General features: G+C 65.7%; 16 protein-coding genes and 11 pseudogenes. 18 read left to right on the top strand and 9 right to left on the bottom strand.

Annotated features, from left to right (window positions below; all coding sequences use genetic code 11):
* Window positions 1-149: 149 nt before the first annotated feature.
* From OG985_RS49675 to OG985_RS49665, 3 genes and pseudogenes are all read left to right on the top strand, one after another.
* Window positions 150-608 (top strand): annotated as a pseudogene (locus OG985_RS49675) (IS5 family transposase); the annotation flags it as partial.
* 179 nt (window positions 609-787) lie between these two features.
* Window positions 788-1936 (top strand): ParA family protein, encoded by a 1149-nt coding sequence (locus OG985_RS49670; protein WP_331718665.1) that lies wholly within the window; start codon window positions 788-790, stop codon window positions 1934-1936.
* Window positions 1933-3033, top strand: a complete 1101-nt coding sequence (locus OG985_RS49665; protein WP_331718604.1) for a ParB/RepB/Spo0J family partition protein — start codon at window positions 1933-1935, stop codon at window positions 3031-3033. Before OG985_RS49670 ends, OG985_RS49665 begins: the two co-directional genes overlap by 4 nt.
* Window positions 3034-4032: 999 nt before the next feature.
* Here the strand turns inward: OG985_RS49665 and OG985_RS49660 are convergent.
* Window positions 4033-4362: pseudogene (locus OG985_RS49660) on the bottom strand (transposase); the annotation flags it as partial.
* Between the two features lie 72 nt (window positions 4363-4434).
* Here OG985_RS49660 and OG985_RS49655 point away from each other — a divergent pair.
* Window positions 4435-5158 (top strand): annotated as a pseudogene (locus OG985_RS49655) (IS6 family transposase).
* A gap of 216 nt (window positions 5159-5374) precedes the next feature.
* On the opposite strand, the gene OG985_RS49650 reads toward OG985_RS49655, so the two are convergent.
* The gene (locus OG985_RS49650; protein ID WP_331718661.1) at window positions 5375-6643 is read right to left on the bottom strand and encodes an IS256 family transposase; all 1269 of its coding nucleotides are present in this window, start codon (window positions 6641-6643) and stop codon (window positions 5375-5377) included.
* 300 nt (window positions 6644-6943) lie between these two features.
* Between OG985_RS49650 and OG985_RS49645 the strand changes: the two genes are divergently transcribed.
* The 4 genes and pseudogenes from OG985_RS49645 to OG985_RS49630 all read left to right on the top strand — a co-directional run.
* On the top strand, window positions 6944-7324 hold the full coding sequence (locus tag OG985_RS49645; protein ID WP_331718603.1) for a hypothetical protein: 381 nt from the start codon (window positions 6944-6946) through the stop codon (window positions 7322-7324).
* A 37-nt stretch (window positions 7325-7361) separates the two neighbouring features.
* Window positions 7362-7610, top strand: a complete 249-nt coding sequence (locus OG985_RS49640) for a DUF5372 family protein (protein WP_331718664.1) — start codon at window positions 7362-7364, stop codon at window positions 7608-7610.
* 133 nt (window positions 7611-7743) lie between these two features.
* Window positions 7744-10476, top strand: a complete 2733-nt coding sequence (locus tag OG985_RS49635; protein ID WP_331718602.1) for a recombinase family protein — start codon at window positions 7744-7746, stop codon at window positions 10474-10476.
* Window positions 10477-10772: 296 nt separating this feature from the next.
* Window positions 10773-11732: pseudogene (locus OG985_RS49630) on the top strand (IS256 family transposase); the annotation flags it as partial.
* A gap of 42 nt (window positions 11733-11774) precedes the next feature.
* Here OG985_RS49630 and OG985_RS49625 read toward each other — a convergent pair.
* A protein-coding gene (locus OG985_RS49625; protein ID WP_331718600.1) for an IS3 family transposase occupies window positions 11775-12955 on the bottom strand; the annotation gives its coding sequence in 2 pieces (ribosomal slippage) (window positions 11775-12691 and window positions 12691-12955; 1182 coding nt in all).
* A 68-nt stretch (window positions 12956-13023) separates the two neighbouring features.
* On the opposite strand from OG985_RS49625, the pseudogene OG985_RS49620 reads away from it, so the two are divergent.
* Window positions 13024-13311 (top strand): annotated as a pseudogene (locus tag OG985_RS49620) (transposase); the annotation flags it as partial.
* 39 nt (window positions 13312-13350) lie between these two features.
* Window positions 13351-14205, top strand: a complete 855-nt coding sequence (locus tag OG985_RS49615; RefSeq protein WP_331718599.1) for a reverse transcriptase domain-containing protein — start codon at window positions 13351-13353, stop codon at window positions 14203-14205.
* A gap of 114 nt (window positions 14206-14319) precedes the next feature.
* Here the strand turns inward: OG985_RS49615 and OG985_RS49610 are convergent, their stop codons facing one another.
* Together OG985_RS49610 and OG985_RS49605 are read right to left on the bottom strand one after the other, a co-directional pair.
* Window positions 14320-14901, bottom strand: coding sequence for a hypothetical protein (locus tag OG985_RS49610; protein ID WP_331718598.1), 582 nt, complete (start codon window positions 14899-14901; stop codon window positions 14320-14322).
* Window positions 14902-15025: 124 nt separating this feature from the next.
* Window positions 15026-15268, bottom strand: a pseudogene (locus tag OG985_RS49605) (DDE-type integrase/transposase/recombinase); the annotation flags it as partial.
* A gap of 11 nt (window positions 15269-15279) precedes the next feature.
* On the opposite strand from OG985_RS49605, the pseudogene OG985_RS49600 reads away from it, so the two are divergent.
* Together OG985_RS49600 and OG985_RS49595 are read left to right on the top strand one after the other, a co-directional pair.
* Window positions 15280-15751 (top strand): annotated as a pseudogene (locus OG985_RS49600) (transposase); the annotation flags it as partial.
* A gap of 200 nt (window positions 15752-15951) precedes the next feature.
* Window positions 15952-18648: a LuxR C-terminal-related transcriptional regulator gene (locus tag OG985_RS49595; RefSeq protein WP_331718597.1), complete on the top strand. Its 2697-nt coding sequence runs from the start codon at window positions 15952-15954 to the stop codon at window positions 18646-18648.
* Between the two features lie 135 nt (window positions 18649-18783).
* Here the strand turns inward: OG985_RS49595 and OG985_RS49590 are convergent.
* Window positions 18784-18963, bottom strand: a pseudogene (locus tag OG985_RS49590) (transposase); the annotation flags it as partial.
* A 503-nt stretch (window positions 18964-19466) separates the two neighbouring features.
* The gene (locus tag OG985_RS49585; RefSeq protein WP_331718663.1) at window positions 19467-19952 is read right to left on the bottom strand and encodes a winged helix-turn-helix domain-containing protein; all 486 of its coding nucleotides are present in this window, start codon (window positions 19950-19952) and stop codon (window positions 19467-19469) included.
* Window positions 19953-20068: 116 nt separating this feature from the next.
* Here OG985_RS49585 and OG985_RS49580 point away from each other — a divergent pair.
* The 6 genes and pseudogenes from OG985_RS49580 to OG985_RS49555 form a co-directional block, all read left to right on the top strand.
* Window positions 20069-20290, top strand: a pseudogene (locus OG985_RS49580) (integrase core domain-containing protein); the annotation flags it as partial.
* Window positions 20291-20350: 60 nt separating this feature from the next.
* Complete coding sequence (locus OG985_RS49575) at window positions 20351-20479, top strand: hypothetical protein (RefSeq protein WP_331718596.1); 129 nt, start codon at window positions 20351-20353, stop codon at window positions 20477-20479.
* Window positions 20480-20806: 327 nt separating this feature from the next.
* Entirely contained in the window at window positions 20807-21352 is a 546-nt protein-coding gene (locus OG985_RS49570) for a hypothetical protein (RefSeq protein WP_331718595.1), read from the top strand.
* A gap of 161 nt (window positions 21353-21513) precedes the next feature.
* The gene (locus OG985_RS49565) at window positions 21514-22044 is read left to right on the top strand and encodes a hypothetical protein (protein WP_371674779.1); all 531 of its coding nucleotides are present in this window, start codon (window positions 21514-21516) and stop codon (window positions 22042-22044) included.
* 305 nt (window positions 22045-22349) lie between these two features.
* A pseudogene (locus OG985_RS49560) lies at window positions 22350-22601 on the top strand (transposase family protein); the annotation flags it as partial.
* Window positions 22602-22619: 18 nt separating this feature from the next.
* Window positions 22620-23138, top strand: a complete 519-nt coding sequence (locus OG985_RS49555; protein WP_331718593.1) for a transposase family protein — start codon at window positions 22620-22622, stop codon at window positions 23136-23138.
* Here OG985_RS49555 and OG985_RS49550 read toward each other — a convergent pair.
* Window positions 23104-23827: pseudogene (locus OG985_RS49550) on the bottom strand (IS6 family transposase). The gene OG985_RS49555 and the pseudogene OG985_RS49550 sit on opposite strands and share 35 nt — an antisense overlap.
* A gap of 312 nt (window positions 23828-24139) precedes the next feature.
* The gene (locus OG985_RS49545; protein WP_331718592.1) at window positions 24140-26158 is read right to left on the bottom strand and encodes a WD40 repeat domain-containing protein; all 2019 of its coding nucleotides are present in this window, start codon (window positions 26156-26158) and stop codon (window positions 24140-24142) included.
* Between the last annotated feature and the right edge of the window lie 291 nt (window positions 26159-26449).

The raw sequence follows: 26449 nt of genomic DNA, 5'->3' as shown, positions 1-26449 counted from the left end.
CTCGGCAGCTCTCTGACCAGCGAAGATGTCAACGCCTAGTGACACGGACGATTCGGGCAGGAGGCGGCGAAGTCGCAGGTCACAGCCCACTTCGTGCCGCTAGGCGGGCCGACTTCTGTGGAACCCGGGAACATGCGGGCCCTGAAAAGGGGGAGCTGACAGGCCCGAATCCTGTAGACCGGGGCAAGTACGGGTCAAAGATCCACCTGATCACGGAACGGACCGGCCTGCCCCTGTCCATCGGTGTCTCGGGCGCTAACACGCACGACAGCCAGGCACTGATCCCCCTGGTGAAAGGCATACCGCCGATCCGATCCCGCCGAGGACGCCGACGGCGCAGGCCACACAAACTCCACGCCGACAAGGGCTACGACTACAACCACCTGCGGCGATGGTTATCCAGCCGAGGCATCCGGCACCGCATTGCCCGCAAGGGCATCGAGACCTCGCAACGACTCGGCCGCCACCGCTGGACCATCGAACGCACCATGGCCTGGCTCGCCGGATGCCGACGTCTGCACCGCCGCTACGAACGCAAAGCCGACCACTTCCTGGCCTTCACCAGCATCGCCTGCACCCTGATCTGCTACCGCAGACTCGCCAAATGAGATGACTTCTTAGACGGTCTGCGTACGCAGAGAGATCTTGCGTTGCGGCCATCTGGTGATGATGTCGCGGCCCACCGACATGCCTCGCCCGCGCAGTTGGGGCGACTCTGTGGCCTTCGAGGGTGAAATACGGGGCAGGTAGCCCTCGTAGCGCGAATGACCTAGTAATGTTCGGCCACATGAGCATCCCCAGCCCTCGTGGGGAGCGAGAGAAGCTAATTACATCCCTCACTCCTCAGCTGCGCAGACACCTGAAAATCCGTGCCTTTGAGCACGGAATGGACATCCAGGACGCGACCGAGCACGCCATCAACGCCTGGTACTCGGCGGACGGTCTCCCCGAGGTCAAGACCGACGGTGCGAAGACGTGGGGGACATTCCTCCCGGTCGGCGAACCAGACAAGTTCAAGGCCACTTGCACCGAGCGCGGCGTCACCTATGTGCAGGGGCTCGCGCAGGCTCTGACCTTGTGGCTCGACAACCACCCCTCCCCCACAGCCCCGTTGGTGGCACAGCCAGTCGTGCGGGTCATAGTGGCCAACCAGAAGGGCGGCGTCGGCAAGACGTTCATCTCCTCCGGCATCGCCCAGGCCCTCGCGGAGGCCGGCCACCGCGTACTGCTTGTCGACTACGACCCGCAGGGACACCTCACGGCCGAGCTCGGCTTCGAAGACCTCATGTACGAGGACGACGTCGAGACGCTGATGATGCACATGGACGGCACCGCCAGGGGCGACATACACGATCTGTTGGTCGCCCTGGATCAGAAGGTCTTCGGCAATCGGCTGCATCTGCTTCCCGCCTCCGACGACGCGTTCCTGCGCGATGTCGCCCTGTCGAAGGTCAGCTTCAGTGAAGCGGCGCTGGAGCGGGCGCTGGAGCCGTTGGAGGCCGACTACGACGTCATCATCATCGACGGGCCTCCCAGCCTGGGGCTGAACATGGACACCGCGTTGTACTACGTACGCCGCCGTGACGGAGAGCTCGCCGACCGGTCCGGCGTCATCACCCCGGTGTGGGCCAACAAGGCGTCTCACCGGGCGTTCCGGCTCCTGAAGTCGCAGAAGGACGACCTGTGCCGCAAGGGCCGCATCCAGGTCGACTACCTGGGACTGGTCGTCAACGCCTACGACAGCCGCCGCGGCAAGCTGGTCCAGGAGAACAAGGACCAGTGGGAGAAGAGCAGTTCGCCAGGGGTCCTGGCGGTGATCGGTGACTTGAAGGAAGGGCGCGAGGCAGCGGACGGCGAGATCCCTCTGCTCGAGTACGCGCCCGACAGTGAACATGCGCAGGTAATGCGCGACCTGGCGAAGGAGCTTGCCGTATGACGCGTTCCAAGCCGCAGCGGGTCACCCGCGGCTTCAGCGTGGATGATGACGGAGGAGACACCGGTACGCCGGCCCCGCGTCGCATCCGTACCCGGCAGCAGATCATCAACGGTGAGGGCAAGCGGCCGCCGGCCAAGGTGGAGCTCGCACTGCTCGCGCACAACCCGTACAACCCGCGCGAAGAGCTCACCAACATTGAAGAGACCGCGGATTCCTTGCGGGCCAAGGGACAGATCCAGCCGGTGACAGTGGCCCGGCGAGCTGCCTTCCTGACGGCGCACCCCGGGCAGGAAGACACGCTGGGCGAGGCCGAATACGTCGTCATCGACGGCAACCGGCGTCTGGCTGCCGCCCATCTCGCCGGCCTGGAAGAGCTACGTATTGACGTCAACGACGATCTCGCAGCAAGTGCGGCGGACCTCCTGGAGTCCGCGCTGATCGCCAACATCCACCGCGAGGATGTGGCCCCCATAGACCAGGCGAAAGCGATCCAGGAACTGACGCAGGTCCACGGATCGCAGGGTGAGGTAGCCAGGAGGCTGGGGAAGACCCCGGCATGGGTGTCGCAGCGCCTGGCGCTCCTGGAGCTCACGCCAGAGCTGCAGGAGAAGGTCGAGGCGGGCGAGTTGAAGGTGGAGCCTGCCCGTCGGATCGGTCGGCTTCCGAAGGAGGAGCAGCAGGCTGAGGCAGAGATGGCCATTAGTGCGGTTAAGGCTCCGCGTCAACGGCGCCGCAACCCTGCGGGCGAAGCCAGCGACGCCCTTGCCGTTAACGCCGTTGATACCCCTGGCGGTCCGGCCGGGTCGGACTCGGACGCCACGGAGACCGTTAACGCCGTTAATACCTCTGTCCAAGACGCTGGTCCGGTGGGTGCCGCCGACACCGGAATGGACACGTCGACGCAGGGTGAAGGTGGCCAGCCGCGCCGGCTGCCGTACGACGACGCCTTCTACATCGTCCAGCACCTGCACGTGAAGATGACCACCGAGAACTTCGTCCAAGGTGCGCGCTTCTGGATGGACGTTCTACGCCAGCAGCACCCCGACGCCTACGGGGCACTGCTGCAGGAGCTGTCCCAGCAGGAGCAACCAGCCTGACGTGGCAGCAGGTCTGGCACGCAAAAGAGGCCCTGTCACCGGCCGTAGTGAATCAGTCGGCGACAGTGGGGACAGGGCGTCTTGGACTTGCAGCACAACGAGCACAACGAGTTCTCAGTAGTGCGGAGCGCCTGCGGACGACGCCGGGCAAACGCTGGTCCGACCGGCCGTCTACGTGCGCCCCGACCAGGTGACGGACGCACCGGAACTCGCCGGCTGGTACACCGGCGAGCCACTCCCCGTGGCCGCCGGATGGGAGTCCGCGTACAGCCGCACGGCATGGTCTCCGAACTGGTCCAACGATCCCGAGGGCTGGCCGAGTTCACCCATGCCCTGGACGCCTGGCGGCAGGGAAACGCAGCGCAGGCCGACCACGTACTCGCACGGCTGCTGCCGGGCGGCGGCAGCCCGACATCCGACAGCGGCACCGGATTCGTCACCCCCGACCTCGTCCATCTCTTCTGGGGCCACACGCTGGAAGACATCGCCGTGACGGACCCGAAGAACATCCGCCGCTCCACACTCGACGCCGCCCGAGCCGAATGCCTCGCCATCCCGGACTCCTCCCCTACCCGGCTACGTGCGCGGCTCAGTCTGGCCACCAACAACTGGCAGACGATCCCGCCTTCACACGGCTGGGCCGCCTCAAAGCCTCGGTCGACCTGGCCCAGGTGGAGAACTGCCGTGTCAGCGCCGGGCTTGTGGCCGACGACGGCACGATCGGCCGGGCCCTGCGGCGGGTTCGCCGCGCTGAGCGCACCGAGGGCGGCTGGAGCTCTACGCCGACACCGAATCGGGTGTCGGGTCAGGCCGCGGACAAGCACGCGCAGTGCAAAGTGTCTGGCCAGGTCGTCGGGCCACCCGTTAACGCCGTTAATACCTCGGAGTCCCGGCCGCGCGCGAGACACAGCCCGCTCCACTGTTAACGCCGTTAATATCGGGCGCCGACGCAGACCAGGCCGGGCCGTTCGGTGGGGGAGTGGAATCTCAATGAGCGTGTCAAGGCGTCTGCGGGACCGGCGGGGTAGAGGTGAACAGCCTCTTGTCGCGCAGCATCGCCCAGAGCACATCGACCCGGCGGCGGGCCAGCGCGAGTAGCGCCTGGGTATGGAGCAGCCCTTCGGCTCGCTTCTTGAGGTAGTAGTCCCGGGACGGTCCTGGTCGCATCATCGCGGACTGCGCGGACTGCGCGGACATGTAGAACAGCCAGCGCAGGCGGCGGTGGTAGCGTTTGGGCCGGTGGTTGTTGCCGGTGCGGCGGCCGGAGTCGCGGGGTACCGGGGCCAGGCCCGCGTGCGAGGCCAAGCGGCCGGCGTCCCGGTAGGCGCTGTCAAGTTGAGTGAGGGGCCTCGGGTCTGGGATGATCGTCGGGTTTGTTGATCGTCCGGGGAGGGGGCGGCCGTGGAGTCCGAAGCGACGGTGTCGTACAAGGGTTTCCGGTTCCCGGCGGAGGTCATCTCCCAGGCGGTGTGGCTGTACCACCGCTTCCCGCTCAGCTACCGCGAGGTCGAGGAGTTGCTGCTGGCGCGCGGGATCATCGTCTCCCACGAGGCCATCCGGCAGTGGTGTGACCGGTTCGGGCCCCAGTACGCGGCCGCCCTACGCCGTCGCCAGCCGAAGGCCGGCGACAAATGGCATTTGGACGAGGTATTCGTGAAGATCAAAGGGGTCCGGTACTACCTGTGGCGAGCCGTCGACCAGGACGGCAACGTGCTCGACATCCTGCTGCAGTCGAGGCGGAACGCGAAGGCCGCCAGGCGCTTCATGGCCAAGCTGATGAAGAAGCAACAGCGGGTGCCCCGGGTTCTGGTGACCGACAAGCTGAAGAGCTACGGTACTGCCCGCCGGACGCTGATGCGCTCGGTTGAGCACCGGTCCCACAAGGGCCTGAACAACCGGGCCGAGAACAGCCATCAGCCAACGAGGCAACGCGAACGCGCGATGAAGGGCTTCCGCTCCGCCGGCAGAACTCAACAGTTCCTGTCCGTGTTCAGCCAGATCTCGGCCCCACTTCCGGCCTCGCCGCCACCGGATGACCGCACCCAGCTACCGCGCCGAGATGCAGCACCGCTTCACCCTCTGGAACCAGATCACCGGCACCGCCAGCATGCCCACCACCGTCTGAACACGGCATCATCACCGGCCCCACCCCACCCTGACACACCCTCAACCACCCAGACCACGGACAACTTGACAACGCCAACGTGGGAACCACCTCGGAGCTTTCGTCTCAGCGCTGGGAGTGTCTAATCAACGGCGGATCTGCTGATCAAGGGGGTCTATCAGGATTCAGGTGTGGTTCGTCTGTTTGGCCTACAGGTTTTTCGGTGGGCTGGTCGGCCTACACTCGTCCGGCGGTAAGGCGGCCGTCGAAGAGAACGTCGAACTCGTTCAAAGCGCTTTTCCAGCGGTTGTTCCAGCGCTGGCGGCCGCGGCCGGTGGGGTCGAGTGCGAGGGTGGCGAGGTAGAGGCGTTTCAAGGCGGCGGTCTCGTTGGGGAAGTGTCCGCAGGCCTGGGCCGCGCGCCGGTAGCGGGCGTTGAGGGACTCGATCGCGTTCGTGGTGTAGACGACCTGCCGGATCGCGTCGGGCAGACCGAGGAAGGGCACGAATTCGCTCCAGGCCCGCTCCCAGGTCCCGGCGATCGACGGATAGCGCTTGCCCCACTTGTCGTCGAAGTCGGTCAGCCGTGCCCGGGCCTCGTCCTCGTTGACAGCGGTGTAGACGGGCTTGAGGTCGCGTGCGACGTCGGCCCAGTCGCGGCGTGAGGCATACCGCAGACTCGCGCGCAGGAGATGAACCACGCAAGTCTGCACCACAGTCCGGGGCCAGACGGCGTTCACCGCGTCGGGCAGGGCGCTGAGCCCGTCGCAGACCAGCATCAGCACATCACGGACGCCTCTGTTCTTGATCTCGGTGAGCACCGTCTGCCAGTACTTGGCGCCCTCGCCGCCGTCGCCGGCCCACAGGCCGAGGATCTCGCGGTAGCCGTCGGCGGTGACCGCGATGGCCACGTAGATGGGCCGGTTGGCGACATGACCGTCTCGGATCTTGACGTGCACGGCATCGATGAAGACGACCGGGTAGACCGCGTCGAGCGGGCGGGTGCGCCATTCCGCCATCGATTCCAGGGCCTTGTCGGTGATCGTGGAGATGGTCTCCTTCGTTGTCGTCATCCCGTACGTCTGGGCGAGATGGGAGACGATCTCGCCGGAGGTCAGGCCCTTTGCGGTCAGCGAGATCACCAGGTCGTCCAACGCACCAGTGCGGCGGGCGTACTTGGGCAGCAGCCGGGGCTGGAAGGTGCCCAGACGGTCTCGCGGGATCTGCACCGTGACGGCGCCGACCTCCGTCATCACCTTCTTGCTCCGGTAGCCGTTGCGGGTGTTGCCGCCCGAGCGCGACCCGCGCCCGCCGACGCGGCCGACCCCGTCGGCCAGGTGCTGGTCCATCTCTGCTTCCAGCGCGGACTGCATCAGGTGCTGAGCGAGCTCGGGCAGCAGGCCGCCCTCGCCCATCAGCCGCAGTCCCTCTCCGCGGACCTTCTCGGCCGCGAGCGCGGCCAGCTCCTCCAGCAGCTCACTGGACAGACCATTCTGCGACACCGGCATCGACTTCACGTCGGCACCCTCGACGCCACCGCCGACCTCGGCAAGCGACACGCCCTCCACGGTCTCGATCAGGTGACCAGTCGTCGTACTCATCAGGCTCACTCCTTCGGGGAGATCCACACCTGATTCATGACACTCCCTCAGCGCTCTCTCCAGGTGCGATGGGGCGGGAAGGCGTCCGCCGACGGCCCGGGGTGGGGCGGAGGGCTGGTAGTAGTCCGGGGGCGGGAAAGCCGTCCACATGGCGAAGCAGCCCAGCGGATTCAGGTAGTTGAGGAACTGTAATGGACGGAGACGCTGGTGAATACCGGTGATCTGTGGCCCGACCCCGATGGGGCCTGGCTGCGGGTACGACGGATACAGACCAAGCTGCACCAATGGGCGGTCGGTGATCCCGACCGCAGGTTCGATGATCTCTACAACCTTGTCCATCACCCCGATTTCCTCACCGTCGCGTGGGAGAGGGTGAGGGGCAACAAGGGCGCGCGCACCGCCGGCGTGGACCGGGTCATCCCGGCCTTCATCGCCGCCGACGCCGACATCGTGGCCTTCCTGAAGAACACGCGGGAGCAGTTGAAGGCCCGCACGTTCACCCCTCTGCCGGGGCGGGCGCGCATGATCCCCAAGCCGGGCAGCGGGGGAAAGCTCAGGAGGCTGGGGATTCCGACGGACATGGCATAGTGCCGCGTCGTCCAGGCAGTCTTTGGGTTCCTTGACGGTGACCCACCCGTTCCATGCGCTGGCGGGCCGGCAGCTGGACATTCTGTTCGTCAAGCGCCGGGGTGGTGCGCTGGTCTTCGTTTGCGCGTACGGCGTGGGCCGGAGTGTGACGCTGCCGCAGGAGTGGACGGATCGCGGCGGGGAGCCGGGCGGGGACCGGCTCGCGGTCGAGGGGCTGAGTGCTCTTCGTGCGCTGGTGGATGCCCTGGTGAGCCGTGGTGCCGGCACGGACGGGGGCGGATCCTGATGCCACGACTGTTGTGTCGCGCACCAGCCCCGGGGCGGGCGGAAGCGAGGGGCCGTGCCGTCATCACCGCAGTGCCGCGTGGAGATGGTGATGGTGCTGGCCAACATGGTCGAGTCCGTACTGGGAGGCGGCCGTGATCGTCAACGGGACCTCGAAAATCACCGCGTCCCACCGCTCGCGGACGGCGGCGGTCTATCTGCGGCAGAGCACGTTGATCCAGGTGAGGGACAACACCGAGTCCACGCTGCGGCAGTACGCGCTGGGCGACGAGGCGGTCCGGCTGGGCTGGGACCGCGAGGACGTCCTGGTCATCGACGCGGACCTGGGACTGTCGGGCAAGTTCGGGCAGGTCCGCGAGGGCTTTTGCGACCTGGTCGCCAAGGTCTGCCTGGGCGAGGTCGGGGCGGTCTTCGGCCTGGAGGTCTCCAGGCTCGCGCGCTCTTCCGCCGACTTCGCCCGGCTGCTGGAACTCGCGCGGCTGACGGACGTGCTGCTGATCGACGACGACGGGGTCTACGACCTGACCAACTTCAACGACCGGCTGCTGCTCGGCTTGAAAGGCAGCAAGAGCGAAGCCGAGCTGCACATCCTGTCGAGTCGGCTGCAAGGAGCGAAGCGGGCCGCTGCCGAGCGCGGCGACCTGCGCTTCCCGCTGCCGGTGGGCTACGTCTACGACGACGAGGGCGAATGCGTGATCGACCCGGATATGGAGGTGCAGGCCGCGATCCGTGACGTCTTCGCCGCGTTCGCGGCCGGCGGCTCGGCCTACCAGGTCGTCGCGGCGTTCGCCGGCCGACGCTTCCCGCTGCGCGCCTACGGAGGAGCGTGGGCAGGTCAGTTGCGGTGGGGCAAACTCACCCACGCCAGGGCACTGGGGGTTTTGAGTAACCCCTGTTACGCGGGCACCTACGTCTACGGCCGTAACATCACCCGGCGCCGGGTCCTACCGGACGGCAGCGTGCGTACCAGTCTGACGCGGGTGCCCCGGGAGAAGTGGCCGGTGGTCCTGCACGATCACCACGAGGGCTACTGGACCTGGGCGGACTTCGTGGCGGCCGAGGCGAAGCTGAAGGCGAACTGCACCCACGACGGAGCCAGGCCGGCGCGGGAGGGCCTGGCCCTGTGCCAGGGGATCATGTTCTGCGGATCGTGCGGGCGCCCGATGACCACCCGCTATCACCACGACGGCCAGGCCGTCTACGGGTGCTCGCTGTCGCGGGCCGACCACGAGGCCACTGCGACCTGCCGCTCGATCCGCGCCGACATCGTGGACGACGCCGTGGTCGCCAAGCTCCTGGCCACCCTCGGCCCCGGGCAGATCGAGCTGGCCCTGGCCGCCGCCGACGAGGTCGCCGGCCGTCACACCCGCTCGCACCGCGCCGCCGAACTGGCGATGGAGCGAGCCCAGTACGACGCGGATCGCGCCGAGCGGACGTTCACCGCCGTCGATCCGGAGAACCGCATGGTCGCCCGCACCCTGGAGGCCCGCTGGGAGGCCAGACTTGCCGCACTCGACCAGGCCCAGGCCGCCCTGAACACCGCCCGCGAGGCCAAGCCGGCCCTGCCGGACCGCTCCGCACTGCAGGCCCTGGCCGCCGACCTGCCCGGATTGTGGCACGCCTCCGAGACCAGCGACCGCGACCGCAAACGCCTGCTGCGGACGCTGATCTCGGATGTGACCCTGCTGCCCGAGTCCGACCGGGCCCGCGCCCGGGTCGGGGTGCGCTGGCACGCCGGCGCCACCGACGAACTCGCCCTGACCCGCCCCCGGCTCTCGGCCGATATCCGGCGGACCCCAGCGGCGTCGCGGGAGTTGATCGCGGCCCTGCGTCCGAGCCATACCGACGAACAGGTCGTCGCCGCACTCGCCGACGCCCAGCTGACCACCGGGACCGGGCGCCCCTACGACGTGGCGGCCGTCAAGTGGGTCGGCTACACCTACAAGATCCCAGCACAGGTCCCGTTCCGGGACGGGGAGATCTGCGTCAACCAGGCAGCCCAGATCCTGGGCATCACCGCGGACGCCGTCTATTACTGGCTCACCCATGGGCGCCTTCATGCCCGCAAGGATGACGGCGGACGCTGGTGCATTCCCTGGAACGACCAGGTCGAAGCCGCCTGCCGCCGCCAGATCGACACCTCCGGCCACCTCCCTCCCCGCCCCACGACACCGCCGCTGACCTTGCCCGGCGAGGTCAGCGTCCAGCACGGTGCCGCCCTCCTCGGTGTGGTCGAGCACGCCCTCTACTACTGGATCCGCTGCGGACGGCTGAGGGCCCGCAAGGACGTCGGGGGCCGCTGGTGCATTCCGTGGAATGACCAGGTCGAAGCCGCCTGCCGGGACTGGATCACCCACCCCGAGCAGTTCATTCCCACCGGGCGCCGCCCGCTGCCCGCCGAGGCCGCCCGCGCAGACGAGATCAGCATTCCCGAAGCAGCAGCCCGCCTCGGGGTCCTCGACGCGGCCGTGCGCTACCAGGTGCGTGTCGGGCGCCTGCCCGCCCACCGCACCCCCTCCGGCCGCATCGCCATCCCCTGGAACGACCAGGTCGAGGTCACACTCCGGGCTGATCTGGACCGGCCCAAACACCCCGGTCCCACCGGCCCCGGCAGCCACCCACTGCCCGACACCGCCACCGCGCGCGGCGAACTGAACGTCCAGCAGGTCGCCGCACGACTCGGCGTCCGTGCCGGCGCGGTCTACTACTGGATCGCCCGCGACAGCCTGGACGCCCACCGCGCCGCCGACGGCCGCCTGAGCATCCCCTGGACCAGCGACAACGAGGCCGTCTGCCGCCAACTCGCCGCCCAGACCATGAAATCCGCTCCCACAACCCGAACACTCACAGCAGGAGGGGCAGTATGAAGCCACCATGCCCACTGTGGCGGACCGGGTGGTGATGACGGCCGCGAAGCTGGTTCTCGAACCGGTCTTCGAGGCTGGGTTCACCGAGGCGAGCTATGGGTTCCGGCCGAAACGGTCCGCGATTGACGCGTGTGAGGGATGGCGTCCCGCGTGATGGTGTAGGCGATCACCGTGCGGGTGTGCGCGGGCGGGTGCCCGGGGCGTGCATCCGGTGACGGTCTCCGCTCCCTGCGCATGAGGCAGGCCACCGTGCAAATCTCCCTGGTGAACGGCCAGTTCAACCCTGGAGGTGCCCGATGGCCTTGTCCCAGTCTGACCTACAACGCCTGCTGGAGTCACTACGCACGGCGGACGGGATCGAGCTCGTCCGCAACGTCGCCGAGCGCATGCTGCAAGAGCTGATCGAGGCCGAGCTCAGCGGCCGGATCAGCGCCCAGTGGAACGAGCACACCGAAGCCCGCACCGCCTTCCGCAACGGCCACCGGGAGAAGACCTTGGCCACCCAGGCCGGCGATCTGGACCTGGCGATACCGAAGCTGCGCAGCGGCAGCTTCTTCCCCAGCCTGCTGGAACGGCGGCGCCGCATCGACCAGGCGCTCTACGCCGTCATCATGGAGGCATACGTGCACGGGGTGTCCACCCGCTCGGTCGACGACCTGGTCAAGGCGCTCGGCGCGGACAGCGGAATCTCCAAGAGCGAGGTCTCACGGATCTGCGGTGACCTGGACGAACAGCTCACGGTCTTCCGCGGCCGGCCCCTGGATCACAGCCGCTTCCCCTACCTCTACCTGGACGCCACCTACTGCAAGGTGCGCGTGAACCACCGGATCGTCTCCCAGGCCGTGGTCATCGCCACCGGCATCAGTGAGGACGGCGGCCGTGAGGTGCTGGGTGTGATGGTCGGTGACAGCGAGACCGAAGCGTTCTGGAGCGAGTTCCTGCGCTCCTTGCGCGAACGCGGCCTGGGCGGGGTCCGTCTGGTCATCTCCGACAGTCACAGCGGCCTGGTGGCAGCGATCCGCAAGGTCATGCTCGGTGCCGCCTGGCAGCGTTGTCGTGTCCATTTCTTGAGGAATGTGTTTTCCGTGATCCCCAAGGAATCCGGGGAAATGGTCGCGGCGACCATCCGCACCATCTTCATCCAGCCCACCGCCGAAGCCGTCCATCACCCACTCGATGCGGTGGCCGACATGCTCGGGCAGCAGTTTCCCAAGGTCAGGCAGATGCTCCTGGACGCCAAGGAGGACCTGACCGCTGAGGGGCCTCGCGTTTTCCGGACAGGCTTCTGACCGTTTATTTCACGCGGCGATTCGCAACTTCTCGTACTCGGCATGGACTTCGCGTGGAGGGCGGTACCCCACCGCCGAGTGGAGGCGTTTGCGATTGTACCAGAATTCGATGTAGCGAGTGATGTCCTGCCGGGCGACCTCGCGGGTCAGGTAAGTCACCCTTGATACGCGCTCGTTCTTCAGGGCGCCGAAGAATGATTCGGCCATGGCGTTGTCGAAACAGATCCCGGTGCGGCCGGCAGATCTGCGGAGCCCGAACCGGTCCAGCGTCCTCCCGAACTCGGCTGACATGTAGTTACTTCCGCGATCCGAGTGAAATATCGCGTCGGCCGAGAGGTTCCTGTTCCGTGCCGCGTTACGGATCGCCTTGGATATCAGTGGGGTTTGGTAGTGGTCGTCCATCGCGTAACCGATGACTTCCTTCGTGCAGCAGTCGATTACCGTCGCGAGGTACAGCCAGCCTTCCCCGGTCCCGATATAAGTAATGTCACCGACGAGCTTTTCGCCGGGTGCGTCCGCGGTGAAGTTGCGGCCGACGAGGTCCGGCACTTGGCCGGCCGCGGCCTTGGTGAGGTTGAACCTCTTCGGCTGTGGCTGGCAGGACTCAAGTCCCAGCTCGCGCATCAGGCGGCGGACCAGTTCCAGGCCGACGCTGATGCCCCAGCGGTGCAGCTGGGCTTGGATGCGACGGTGGCCGTAGGTGCTGTCGGAAATGTCGAAGGCTTTCTTGATGAGCAATTTCAGTTCCTCGCGCCGCTGTGCCGTCGCGGATTCCGGGCGGGATCGCCAGTCGTAGTAGCCGGATCTGGAGACGCCGAGTCTGCCGCACATGAACTCGACGCTGTATGCGCACTCCGCAGTGTCGAGCCGCATCTCATCGATGAACTCGTACTTGCTTGCTACCGGGGATCCTTCGCGAAGTACGCCGCGCATTTTTTCAGGAAGGAGTTTTCCATCTCCAGCTCACGGTTCCGCCGTTCGAGTTCCTTCAGGCGTACCCGCTCGTTCACCGTCAATTCTGCATCGGGATCCGGCTCCTGCTGCTTCTGGTGCTTCTTCACCCAGCCGCGTAGCGTCTCCGAGTTCAGCTCAAGCTCCCGGGCAACTTCGGAGATCGTCTTGCTTGACCTCAACGCGATCTGGACTGCTTCCTCACGGAACTCCGGCGAGTACTTACTGGGTGGCGCCACTTCTTCCTCGTTTCCTGTTCAGGACAACCCTATTGGGTCCCTGTCCGGAAACTTCGGGGCCCCTCACCGCCTTCGCTGCCTTTCCCATCTCGCATTGGAAGAAGATCCAGTCTTCAAATCCCCTGGAGCGGATCAACCGCGAGATCAAGCGCCGCACCGACGTCGTGCAGGTCTTCCCCAACCCGGCCGCCCTCGAGCGGCTGGTCACCGCCGTGCTCAGCGAGATGCACGACGAATGGATCGCCTTCCCCCGCCGCTACCTGTCCGAAGGCAGCATGACTGCCATCTACGCCGCCGAACACGCCGACCACACCACCCATGCACTCCCCAACACCCCGAACACTACGGAGGATTGATCGCCTACACCATCACAGGGGACGTGACCGTGTGAGGCTGTGCGCGTTGCGGCGAACCAAGGTCGGGAGTGGGTGTTCGAGGCCGATATCCGGGACTGTTTCGGGACGATTGGGCACGACGCCCTGACCGCTCAGCTTGAGCGGCGGGTGGCGGACCGGTCGATGTTGAAGCTGATCCGGGCGTGGCTGCGGATGGGAGTGCTGGAGGGTGGGGTGACGTCCCCGACCGGGGCGGGAACCCCACAGGGCTCACCGATTTCCCCGTTGCTCGCCAATATCGCCCTGCACGTCCTCGACGAGGCGTGGCAGGAGCGAGGCGGGCGGCTGGGGACGCTGGTGCGCTACTGCGATGACTTCGTGGTCCTGTCGCCGACCAGGCAGCGGGCCGAACAGGCACGTGAACTGGCGGCGGAGGTGCTGGGCGAGCTCGGGATGCGGTTGCATCCGGAGAAGTCCGGCATCGTCTGCCTCACCCGGGGCGGACAGGGCTTTGAGTTCCTCGGCTTCCACCACCGCAAGATGGAGTCGTGGAAGTGGCGTGGCAAGTTCTACTTGCAGCGCTGGCCGTCAGTGCGGGCGTTGGGGGTGTTGCGGGACAAGATCCGCGCGGCGACTTCCCGGTCCCGGACCGAGCGGTCGGTGGCTGCCGTGGTGGCCGATCTCAACCCCGTGCTGCGGGGATGGACCGGGTACTTCCGTAACGGGCATTCCAGTCGGAAGTTCAACGCGGTGGACCGCTATCTCCACGAGCGGCTGGCGATCTTCGCCAGCCGCAAACACGGCCTGAAGGGCCGCAACTGGGCCACCCGCTACAACGGGGAATGGCTTACGCGACTCGGGGTCTTCCGCCTCAGCGGGAACGTGCACTGGGTGACGGCGCATGCCAGCCGGTGAACGATGTCGGAAAGCCGTGTGCGGGAGAACCGTGCGATTACCGCTGGTCCCGGCCCGGCGATCCTCAACAGGGCCTCCGGCGGGGGCGATTGGGGTCGCGACCTGGGGATTCTGTCAGCTTGATCGGCTACACCACTTGGCGGGACGCCATCGTTGCCCGGTTATCCATGGCGTTGAGGACTGGCTGACGCTCGCGCCCGTGGGCTTGGCTGCGGTGAGGTTCCCCGCTGCGCAGGAGTGGCTGACTAGCAGGTCAGAACAGGTTGACGTGGTTTCAGGTTCACTGGTTCGGCGCTGCCGCGAGTTCGCCCCCCGCTCCACGCGCAAGTACCGCTCGAACGCGGCCACCAGGGCCTGGGCGGCCGCCCCGGGTGCTCGTGGTTCCTCACCCGGCAGCGCGTTCTGCCTGTTCAGATGGGTGAGCAAGGGGGTCAGCCCACGCCTGGTCGTCAACCCCCGGTAGCCTGCGGCCCGGCGGGAGGCCAGATACGTCTCGACTCGCTTCGTGGTCAGATCCGCCGCGGACAGCCCCCGCACTTCGAGCCAGCGGCTCAGATGGACCATCAGCCGCAGCTGGACTACCGCTGACAGCGGCGTGTAACCCGCCGCCAGCAGCGCGGACTTGAACCCTGACGCGAACGGAGCCAACGGCCCCGGTACGCGTACTTCGGCCACCTTGCTGATCGGCGAACTCATCGTGCCTCCTTCGGTGGAGTCCCTTGAAGGAAGCATCGACGGATTATGCCGATGTCGTCACCGGCTGCACAGGCCATGGCCAGCCGGTTCACACCGAGATCGGCATAACCCCAACCTCGGCATAATCGACATAGACGCCCTCGGGGACCCCGCGCGCCGCCAGCGCCGGCCGAAGCGCCGCGGCGAGGCGGACGCTGTCCTCGGCGCCGCCCCAGCGGTGCCCGACCACCGCCCGGCTGTTGTCGTCCACGAACGCGAAGAGATATGCCTTGTGACCTGCGATCTTCGGGCCGTGCAGTGCGTCGCCGACCCAGAGTTCGTTCGGGCGCGTGGCTTCGAACCGGCCGAACGCCTCCGGCGCCTGGCCGTCCGGGCGGGCAGACGTGCATCGTCCACTTGATCCGCAACAGCATCCGCTACGTGTCCCCGGCAGGACTGGGACAAGGTCGCCCGGGACCTCAGGCCCGTCTACACCGCCCCGAGCGAGGCCGCCGCGACCGAGCGGTTCCTGCAGTTCTCCGAGAAGTGGGGCGGCAAGTATCCGGCCGTGATCAAGCTGTGGTCCGACGCGTGGGCCGAGATGGTCCCCTTCCTTGCCTTCCACGTCGAGATCCGCAAAGTGATCTGCTCAACGAACGCCATCGAGAGCGTCAACGCGCGCATCCGCAAGGCCGTCAGAGCCCGCGGCCACTTCCCGTCGGAGAACGCGGCACTGAAGTGCGTCTATCTGGCGCTGATGAGCCTGGACCCCACCGGCAAGGGCCAACGACGCTGGACGATCCGCTGGAAGGCGCCGCTAAACGCCTTCCAGATCGCCTTCGAAGTCCGGCTCACACCGAGCAGCAACTGACCAACCAAACCAAGATCAGCCGTTAATTAGACAGACCCGACGGCGCAGCTCAAGCGGGTACTGGGAAGGGCGTGCCATGACTCGATCCTCTCAAATGATCGAGTCTCTTCCGAACCCGGAACGGTTCAGTTTCGTCTCAGGCGAGTAACGTGGTGATGAGTCATATATATCCGCATGTCCTTTGATGTGAGGGAAGCGCGATGACCGTGGACGGGTTGGATCAGGCGACGCGATGGCCGCTGCAAGGCCGAGAGGCGGAGTTGGCAGCATTCGAAGGAGCGTTGACTGACCGGCGGGGCCAGGGGTTTATGGTGTATGGCTCGGCAGGGGTGGGGAAGTCTCGGTTGGCGGAGGAGTGTCTCGCGCTGGCCGTACACGGAGGGCTTCGCGGCGGGCGGGCCGTGGCCAGTACGGCATTGGCGGCAGTGCCACTGGGAGCGATTGCACACCTCCTTCCCGCGGGTGTGGACATGTCAAATCCAGTGGCGGGTTTCGCCGCTGTTGGGCGCGCGCTTGCCGGTCAGGGCCAGGCGGGCAAGCCGGAACGGAAGCGGTGGGTGATCTTCGTCGATGACCTGCATCTCCTCGACGCAACATCAGCGATGCTGCTGCGCCAGTTGATGGACGCCGGCGCGATCCGGCTGATCGGCACAATCCGCTCAGGCGAGCGGCTGGGGGAAGCAGTGGAGGCGCTGGGGCACAGTGACGCCGTGCGTCGGGTGGTTCTGGCCGAACTGGACGAGCGGCAAGTAGAAGCGCTGCTGGCCCGAGTCTTGGAGGGTCCGATAGGGCGACGTACGGTGCATGAGCTCTTCACCGCCTCGGGCGGGAACGTGCTGTACCTGCGGGAACTGGTGCTGGGCGCATTGGGCTCGGGGGCACTGTCCAGTGACGGGGAAGTGTGGGAGCTTGCCGAAGGTCGGCTACTGGGTACTCCACGGCTGGCGGAGCTGATCGAGGCCAGGCTGGCAGCGGCCGGTGCGGCCGGACGGCCGGTGCTAGAGGTACTGGCCTTGTGCGGTCCGCTTTCCCTGACAGATGTCCGCAGCGTTGCCGACCTGCAGATCCTGACCGACCTGGAACGCGCTGGACTGCTGCGGGTCATCGAGGAGCGGCGGCGCGCCGATGTGGCACTCGCACACCCCCTCTACGGGGAAGTCCTCCGCGACGGGATCCCTGCCCAGCGCTTTGGCGAGTTGCTGCTGCAGCAGGCGCAGCGGATCGAGGCCCATGGCGCACGCCGTCGGGCAGATCTGCTGCGCATCGCCTCCTGGCGGCTGGCTGCTACTGGTACTGCAGATACCAGCCTGCTGCTTCAGGCGGCCGTCCTGGCCCGCCATGCGCACGACTACCCCCACGTCATTTCCCTTCTTCAAGCCGTACCGGCAGAGCACCAGACCACCGCAACGCGCCTCCTGCACGGCGAGGCGCTCTTCGAACTGGGCCAGAACAGCAAAGCCGAGGCTGTCTTGGCCAAGGCTGATGCTCAAGTCGTTGGTGAGGAAGACAAGCTGCTGGTAACGAACATCCGAAGCACGAACCTCTTCTGGGGAGCAGCCCGCACGGCGAAAGCGCTGGCGGTCAACGAAGCCGCTCGCACGCAGGTGACCAGTGCGGCCGGGCGCCAAGTACTGCACACCATAGAAGGCGCTATTCGGATCGCGTCCGGCCAATTCGAGCAGGGTATGGCTCTGCTGAACCAACTGGGGGCCGATGTCGAACAGGCACCGGATATCAACACCTGGCTGCACGGAGCGTCTTTGAAGACCATGGGACTGGCGCTGATGGGTCGCACCTCTGAAGCGGTGAAGTGGGCAGAGGATGCCTACAGCGCAAACCTTCGCGTAGACAAGCAAGCTCTCCGGCCACCTCCGGCCACACAACTGGCCCCCCTGGTCGTCGCACTGTCTGAGGCCGGCAAACTGGCTGAAGCCCGCGAAGTTGGAGAGCGCGCCTTTGCTGACCTTGTGGCAGCCCGAGCGCCCGTGCCCGAGATCTGGACAGCGCTCTTCATTGCCCGCGCCGAGCTTATGGCCGGACACTGCGCCCTTGCCCGCCACTGGTATGCCGAATCCGCCGCATTGTGCCGCGCCCACCACCAAACCAGAGCGTTGCGTCCCGTGCTGGCCGGCCTGGCCGCGTCCGCAGTACTCCTCGATGACCGTGAAACGGCAGAGGCCACGTGGGCCGAAGCCACGACCCACCCTCCCTTTGGCATGTTCACGGCTGAAGAGTGCCTCGCCGAGGCCTGGCTCCAAGCGGCTCGTGGGCAACAACCTCGCGCGCGCGCCGTGCTAGTCGATGCCGCCGAAGCCGCGCGCGACATGGGCCACTTCACTTCCGAGGCACTGCTCCTCACAGACATCGCCCGCCTCGGGGGCGCGAACGACGTTACCGACCGGCTGACCGAACTCACTCACACATGCGACGGAGCTTTCGCTCCCGCCCGGGCCCACCTCGCCGCAGCCCTGGCAGCCAGCGCTCCGATTGATCTCCTTGATGTCACCAGCGAATTGGAAGTAATCGGCGCGGACCTTCTGGCCGCCGAAGCCGCCACCGCCGCAGCCACAACGTGGCAGCAGGCCGGCGAGTCCCGCCGCGCCACGGCGGCGGCCACGCGGGCAGAAGCCGCAGCATCCCGTTGTCCGGGCCTCCGCACGCCGCTCCTGGCCACCGCCATTGCCGCAATTCCGCTCACCCCGCGAGAGCAGCAGGTTGCCCAACTCGCCGTCACCGGTGCCACTAGCAAGGACATTGCAACTGCTCTGACCCTCTCGGTGCGTACGGTCGACAACCACTTCCGCCGGATCTACGGCAAGCTCGGCGTCACCAGCCGCCAGGAGCTGGCCCATGCACTCCGCAGGGGCGCTGATGCCCCTATGGATGTCAAGCAGTGACTCCCGCGGGGTTCGGGTGGTTGGCTGAGGTGTCAATCCCCTCGGACTGTGGAGATCTTCTATGCGGCCAGCCCCAAGGCGGAGTTGGCTCGGTGGTCGTGGTCGTAGTCGATCGGACTGCGGTATCCGCACACGCTGTGTAGTCGGTTGGTGTTGTAGAAGCGATGCTGTCACGACGATCCGGTAGAGGGCAGCGTTGGCCTGGCGGTTACCGCCGCGGTTCAACCGCCGGCGCTGGGTCTTGCCGGAGGACTGCTCGACCGCACTGACACCGCACAAGGCGGCGAATGATGCCTCGCTGGCCAGCCGCTCAGGCCCGGGTTCGACATCATTCGGCGGCCTAGAGAGCCGAGAGTGCGGCCTGACCTGCGGGAACATGACTGTGACCGCCTGGAGGGCGTGTCTCTAGGCGGTGGTGTTATGGCTGGTCAGCGCGGTGCGGGATGAAGGCTGGCGATCTGCCTGGGCGCAGGGATGCCGAGCTTGGCGAGCAGGTCCTGCTGGGGCTTGGTGGGGGTGGTGACCTGCTGGAACGTGCCGGCGGGGCCGGTGAAGGTGCCGAGGTGGACACGGTCGAGTTATGGTCAGCAGGAGCGGGAAGTGCTCCTTGGTGTATCCCTCGCGACTCTTGTGCCACACAAGCAGCCTCGGCTCGAACCCGGGCCTGTAGGCGACGAACGCCACCATGTTCTCCCGGTCCCCGCGCGACCCGTTCAGCTTGATCACCGGAGTGGTGCCCCGCTGTCCCCAGGTGCGGCGCACCACGCCGGCGAGCGCCGCTCCGGACTCGTCCCCGAAGACGATCCAGCGCCCCTCGGTCACGGCTTGACCGGATGGGACACCGCCGGCCACGTCTCCGTGCGCCATGCGATCGCCTCCTCGTCGCGCTGGACCGCCTGCGTCTTCGGAACCTGCCACGACCAGCCCAGACGGTCCATGAGGTACCACACCCCCGGCACCGTGAACCGCGCCCCGTACTTCTCCTCGATCACGCGCGCGATACGCGCGAGCGTCCAGCCCTGGCCCTCCCAGCCGTGCGCCGACGCCCCGAGTCGTAACTCTCGCAGCAACTCCTGCTCCTGCTGCGGCGTCAGATACGAGCGGGACCCGTTCGGCCGCGCCACAAGCGCCTCACGACCGCCCTCCCGCCACGCCGCATGCCACTGGCCGACCGCCTGCCGGGACACCCCCAGCAGCCGGGCCACATGCGCCTGCCTCACATCCTGTTCGAACAGGTCGGCGGCCTGCATCCGCCGCGCCTCCCGCTCAGCCGGCCCCCAACGCGCGGCATTCGAAGTCCCCATACCGCCCATATGCCCGAACTGACAGATCGTCAAGCAAGACCTTAAAGATCAGTACCACCTCATCCAGCCTGCCCCGAACGCAATCACTGCCACGAGTTGACAACTATAGGAGCGTCAACGCCCTGATGGAGTCCACGATCGGCCTGTTCAAGACCGAGTTGATCAAGCCTCGTCGGCCCTGGAAAACGCTTTCCCAAGTCGAACTCGCCACCGCCGAATGGGTCGACTGGTACTGCCACCGTCGGCTCCACGGTGAAATAGGGCACATCCCACCCGCCGAATACGAGACCAAGTACTACCGCGAAACCACGAAACACCAGGTCACAGTCACGACCTAGAGTCTCGATCAAACCCGGAACGGTTCAGACCGTCACCAGCAGTCCTCGGAGCGGATCTGCGTGGAACACGCCAACGCCGAACACAAGCAGTGGCGCACCCTTCAGCGCTACATCGGACGTCGCGAGTACTTCGACGAGACCTTCGCCGCCATCGCCGGCCTCGTCTCCGACCGAGCCGCCGAACGGTGATCAACCTCCAGCCAACCCGACAGGCCAGCACGCCCCAACCTCAAGCGCGCACCCCTCCGTTATTGTACGACGGCGGCACATCCGACACCGGCGATCCCTCGCGGTCACAGAAACCCGAAAATCATCCCACCCCACCACCAACAACGTGACAGTGCCACATGAGCGCTTCGTCTCAGCGGGGGCCCTGAAAACTCCCCTGCAGCACCGGGATGAAGTTGAGTACCAGTTACTCGGACTGGGAGGCGTTGGGAATCCGTATGCGCTAGCAGCAGTGCTCCCCGCCGGCAGCGCCCTTTGCTTCCGGTCTATCGAAGGAACTGACACGAAATGTCGACTCTACGTAATAGAACTCTCGCTCTCGTTGCCACTGGCGCCGCCTCCGCCGTTTTGGCTGGCTTCTCCGCTACCCCGGCTGCGGCTACTATCGATAGCGGGAGGTATAAAGTCACGATAAGTCTCAACTATGTGGTAACGGATGATGACGGTGACGGGGTCTCGAACCCTACTGTCAGTGGATCCTATAAGAGAGATGTCAATGTCGGACCGTTCTATCCCGTGGACTGGGAACCCCTCGGGAAAACGGCATGCGCGGGTGGGGAAGTGTGGGCACAATTGCAGGAGAGGGTCGCGATTTATGACAGTCGAAACCCCGACGGAGCTCACCGCCCCAATCAAGTGCGAGTCGATCTGGGGACGGTCCTCTACGAAGGTGCTTCGTGCTCGACGGGCGACTCTGACGGTTATGGCTACAGAACTTTTTACGTCGACGCGGGCACGGATACCTACGGCACATTCAATGTCTACAACACAGAGGAAGGCAGTAGCGACAAGATAAAGGTCGCATACAGGATCACCAACAGCAAGGTTGGCTGAGAGCCGGGGCGGTCTGATACTACAGGGAAGCTTCGAGAGCGCGTTGCCGTTATTGGATGACCGGCGTCACGGCGGTGGGATGATGGGTGGCCCTGAGGTTGGTCCCCGAGAGTGGACACCGGGTTTCATACGGCGAGTGACAGCGTACGTGACGTGATCAGTTGCTGTTCGAACTCGGCTGGTGTGAGGTAGCCGAGGGCGTAATGCCGACGGCGCCCATTAAAGGAATTCCGTCAGTGTGGTCATTCTCTAGTGAAATTGAAACCAAGGCGTCCCGCAAGTTCGCTTGGGACTTTTGGTCGAACGTCGAAAATTGGGTGAACGTAGATCCTATTGAGGTCCGCCTGGAGGGTGCTTTTTCCATTGGCGGTCAAGGCGTTACCGTGACCAAAGAAGGCGATCCCGTACGTTGGGAAATAGTGAACGTAATTAAGGGATCGCAGGCGGAAATAATGTTCCCAGTCCCCGGGGCGAAACTTCTTGCCAAGTGGGTATTCTGCTCCTCGCCCACCTTGCCCAGAGGATGTAAGATTTCTCAGGTTCTATCATTACACGGGGAGTTGGCAAAAGATTACGAGGCGGCCGTTTCTGCAGGGATGGAAGGCGGCGTCCCGGAAGGGATGGAGCGGCTGCGTCTGGCAATAGATCAAGCATTCGATCAAGCCGCCGAGGAAACGAAACGCGGTGATTGAGCTTCTTCAGCTTGGCACCGATCGGGTGACGGCCGTCTCCGCAAAGCTTGCCGATCGCTGCAGGCCGTGCCGCGGTCAACCTTCGGCACCTATTCGCCTTGGGGAGTGGCCGCTGAAGAGGCTCATTGAGCCGTTTCCATCCTGTCTCTGTGGGGTGAAGGTGCCAGGGCTTGATCCAGGGCCCCGGCGAGTGCCTGGATCGTCCCGGTCTGGGGTGTTGATCTCGGTGGTGGGCCCCGGAAGCAGGTGAACACGGCACCTGTGGATCATGTAGTTCTCTACGCTGCAAGATCCACGAAGGTGCCGTGTTCGTTTCTCCATCATCCCCTGTCGCTGTCCCCGTGCCTTGTGCGCCCTGCCTGGAAGCCCTCGGCGAGGGTGCCGCCAAGGAGCAAGTGCGCTGCCTGGTCGCCGAGTTCGAGTCGGTCACCGATCCGAGAGGGGCTTGCGGAGTGCGGTACCGGCTCTCCTCGCTGCTGGCCCTGGTGGTCTGCGCGATGACCCCGTCCGGCCACGACTCGATCACCGCGGCGGCGGAGTGGTGCCGACGTGCGACGCGGCTGTGATCATGATTCGTGTGTACTTCGCGGAGCTTCGAGGCGCTTCTTCCTCATCTGACGGGTGTCGTGGTGGAGTTGGTGGAGCGGCCTGTCGGCGGGATCACCCTGCATGCCCGCGCGCGTGCGGCCGATGGGCTGTGCCCGCACTGCGGCAGTTCCTCGGGACGGGTGCACGGCCGGTATCCGCGACGGTTGTCGGATGCGGCGATCAGCGGCGCCCGGGTGGTGATCGAGCTGCTGGTGCGCCGGTTCCGGTGCCTCAACGCCGCTTGCGCGGCAGTGACGTTCGTCGAACAGGTTGCCGGGCTGACCAGCCCACATGCCCGCTTCACCCCGCTGCTGCGCGAGATGCTTACCAGCATCGCGGTGGCGCTGGCCGGGCGGCCGGGGAGCCGGCTCGCGGCGGCTCTTGGAGTTCCGGTGGGCGTTGTCAAGTTGTCCGTGGTCTGGGTGGTTGAGGGTGTGTCAGGGTGGGGTGGGGCCGGTGATGATGCCGTGTTCAGACGGTGGTGGGCATGCTGGCGGTGCCGGTGATCTGGTTCCAGAGGGTGAAGCGGTGCTGCATCTCGGCGCGGTAGCTGGGTGCGGTCATCCGGTGGCGGCGAGGCCGGAAGTGGGGCCGAGATCTGGCTGAACACGGACAGGAACTGTTGGGTTCTGCCGGCGGAGCGGAAGCCCTTCATCGCGCGTTCGCGTTGCCTCGTTGGCTGATGGCTGTTCTCGGCCCGGTTGTTCAGGCCCTTGTGGGACCGGTGCTCAACCGAGCGCATCAGCGTCCGGCGGGCAGTACCGTAGCTCTTCAGCTTGTCGGTCACCAGAACCCGGGGCACCCGCTGTTGCTTCTTCATCAGCTTGGCCATGAAGCGCCTGGCGGCCTTCGCGTTCCGCCTCGACTGCAGCAGGATGTCGAGCACGTTGCCGTCCTGGTCGACGGCTCGCCACAGGTAGTACCGGACCCCTTTGATCTTCACGAATACCTCGTCCAAATGCCATTTGTCGCCGGCCTTCGGCTGGCGACGGCGTAGGGCGGCCGCGTACTGGGGCCCGAACCGGTCACACCACTGCCGGATGGCCTCGTGGGAGACGATGATCCCGCGCGCCAGCAGCAACTCCTCGACCTCGCGGTAGCTGAGCGGGAAGCGGTGGTACAGCCACACCGCCTGGGAGATGACCTCCGCCGGGAACCGGAAACCCTTGTACGACACCGTCGCTTCGGACTCCACGGCCGCCCCCTCCCCGGACGATCAACAAACCCGACGATCATCCCAGACCCGAGGCCCCTCACTCAACTTGACAGCGCCTACCGGACCACCCCAGAAACGCCGCTACCAGCATCGATCTAAATCAGACGGTCTCTGATCTCCAACTGAAGGGACTGCGCGATGACCTCCACCGGGTACCGGTGACGCTTGTACGAGGGCGACACACTCGCCACGGCAGACCTCCCAGCCCGATCAACCCGAAGATCATCCCACGCCACCAGAGTTAACGTGACAGCACCGTCCAGACCGACCTATCGCGCTGATGCTTACTTGTCACTGGTGAGTAAAAACGGCAACTTCTCGGTCGAAGCCGACGACTAGTTCACCTCCGGATGCGATCGCCAGGCTCGTTATTGGATAGGGGAAAGTCAAATCGGTGCCGAGCCGTGTACGGGTAACGAGATCCCATGCCTGCACTGTCCCGTCTTCGCGGCCGGCAACAACCGTAGGTCTGCCATCCACAATGCCGGTGGCCACCGCGCAGACAGTTGAGGTTGGCCCCGTGAGCGGCTGACCAATCTGCTGCCTACTGGTCAGATCCCACACCCGCACCGACCGGTCCCTGCTTCCTGTAACGGCAATGGGTATGCCATCCAGCACCGTGGACGCCACCGTGCACACCCAGCCGGTGTGTCCGACCAGCGGTGCGCCCATCTGCCGTCCGCTGGACAAATCCCACACTCGCACCGATCGGTCTTCGCCGCCCGTAATGGCGATGGGCTCACTGTTCAGCACCCCTGTGGTCACGGCACGCACTCTGCCCGTGTGTCCGATGAGCGGTGCTCCAACCTGATGTCCAGTGACCAGATTACGTACAGTAACGCATTTGCCTACTTCTGTGATCATGACAAGGGGGATGCCCAGCTCGGCCACATCCCGTTCCGGCCTCTCAGTGATGTTGTCAATGCTGGTAGTGCCGATCTGCCGGCCGGAAGCGAGTTCCCAGGCCAGTACGGTCTTGGCATCGGATCCGGAGACGGTGACGGCAATCTGTGTACCGTTGGCAACCCCCGTGCTGATTGTGTGCACAGGACTGGTGTGGCCGACGCGCGGCTGGCTGAGCAGACGCGGGGCAGCCAGGTCCCACACGCGCACCGTCCCGTTCTCCCCTCCCGTGACGACGAAGCAATGGTTGTCCACCGCGGCCGTAGCGATTGACCACACGGTATCTATGTGTCCGGACAGGGGCCTGCCAGTTTGCTGGCCGGTGGCCAGATTCCGGATCTGCACCCAGCCGCCTGACCAGTCCACGGCCACGACCGTAAGCCCGCCGTCAAATGCAGTAGTGGTCACTGCATGCATCGGATTACTGTCCTGGCTGGTAAGGAATTGGCCTGTTTGTTCGGATTCCCGTAGATCCCACACGCGGAGGGCATCCCCGGTGACGAAGTTTCCGGTAAAGCCGACGGCGACGGGCTTGGCGTTCAACTTTGCTGTCGCTACTACCGTAGGCATGCCAGTAGGACCCATCAAGGGCGCTCCGGTCTGCTGCCCCGCCACCAAATCCCACCGTAAAACTGTTCCATCCGAGCCGCCGGTGATGGCGACGGGCCAGCCACCCACCACGGCTGTGGCGACCGTAGTCACTTCAGAGTTGTGGCCGGTGAGAGGTTTCCCGACTTGCTGGCCGACGGCCAGGTCCCACACGCGGACCGTGCCATCGGCACCACCGGTGACGGCGAGCGCACAACAGTCAACGATGACAGTCTCCGCACACCGGACGGTCCCGTTGTGGCCAGTGAGAGGTTTCCCGACTTGCTGGTCGGTGGCCAGGTCCCACAGGTGGACCGTGCCGTCGGCAACACCGGTGACGGCGAGCGGCCGGTCATTGACAACGGCTGCTGACACCGCAGTCAGTGCTACGCCATGACTGACGAAGCACTCACCGATCTGAGAGCCGGTAGCGAGGTCCCACCACCGAAGAGTTCCGTCATTGCTTCCGCACAAAGCGACGATTCTACTGCCTAGCGTCACCGTCGCCACGCCGCGAATCCCACCCTGGCAGCCATCGATGGAATACAGGAACCGAGAGTCGACCAGCGAGCCTGTCGCCCAGCCCACTCGCCATTGCTCCCCGGGCGCTCCTGCCACATTCACTGCGGTGATCCGCTCGGCCAGATCACGAGCCCCGAAGCGTGCCGCGTCCAGCGCCAGCGCTTGCCGACGCAACGCAGGTGTTGCGGTCCGCCATCGAGCCACTGACGTTCGATACACCGCAGCCATCAACTGTGAATCCCGACCGGCAGTCCTGTCCAGCAAAGGAAGCACCCGCCCGGAGTCGGCAAGCACCATGAAGCGGGGATCCCTCAAACCGCCATCTGCCTCAGCCCCGTCGAACCATCGAGCTTTAGACGACACATCCTGTGACATGCCAGCCAAATCTACAGGCGCCCAGTCAGTTTGAGGCGCCCCGAAGTTCTCGGGCAGTGGTCCCCAGGGCCCGGCGAGTGCCCGGCTCGCCCCGACTTGGGTCGGTTGGCCTTGAGGGTGAGGCCCGGAAGCAGGTGAACACGGCACCTGTGGATCATGTAGTTCTCTACGCTTCAAGATCCACGAAGGTCCTGGGTTCCGCCAGGGCCCCGG

Origin of the sequence: Streptomyces sp. NBC_00289 (genome assembly GCF_041435115.1) — a bacterium.
Taxonomy (GTDB): Bacteria; Actinomycetota; Actinomycetes; order Streptomycetales; family Streptomycetaceae; genus Streptomyces.
This window is presented reverse-complemented; position numbering and strand designations above follow the sequence as displayed.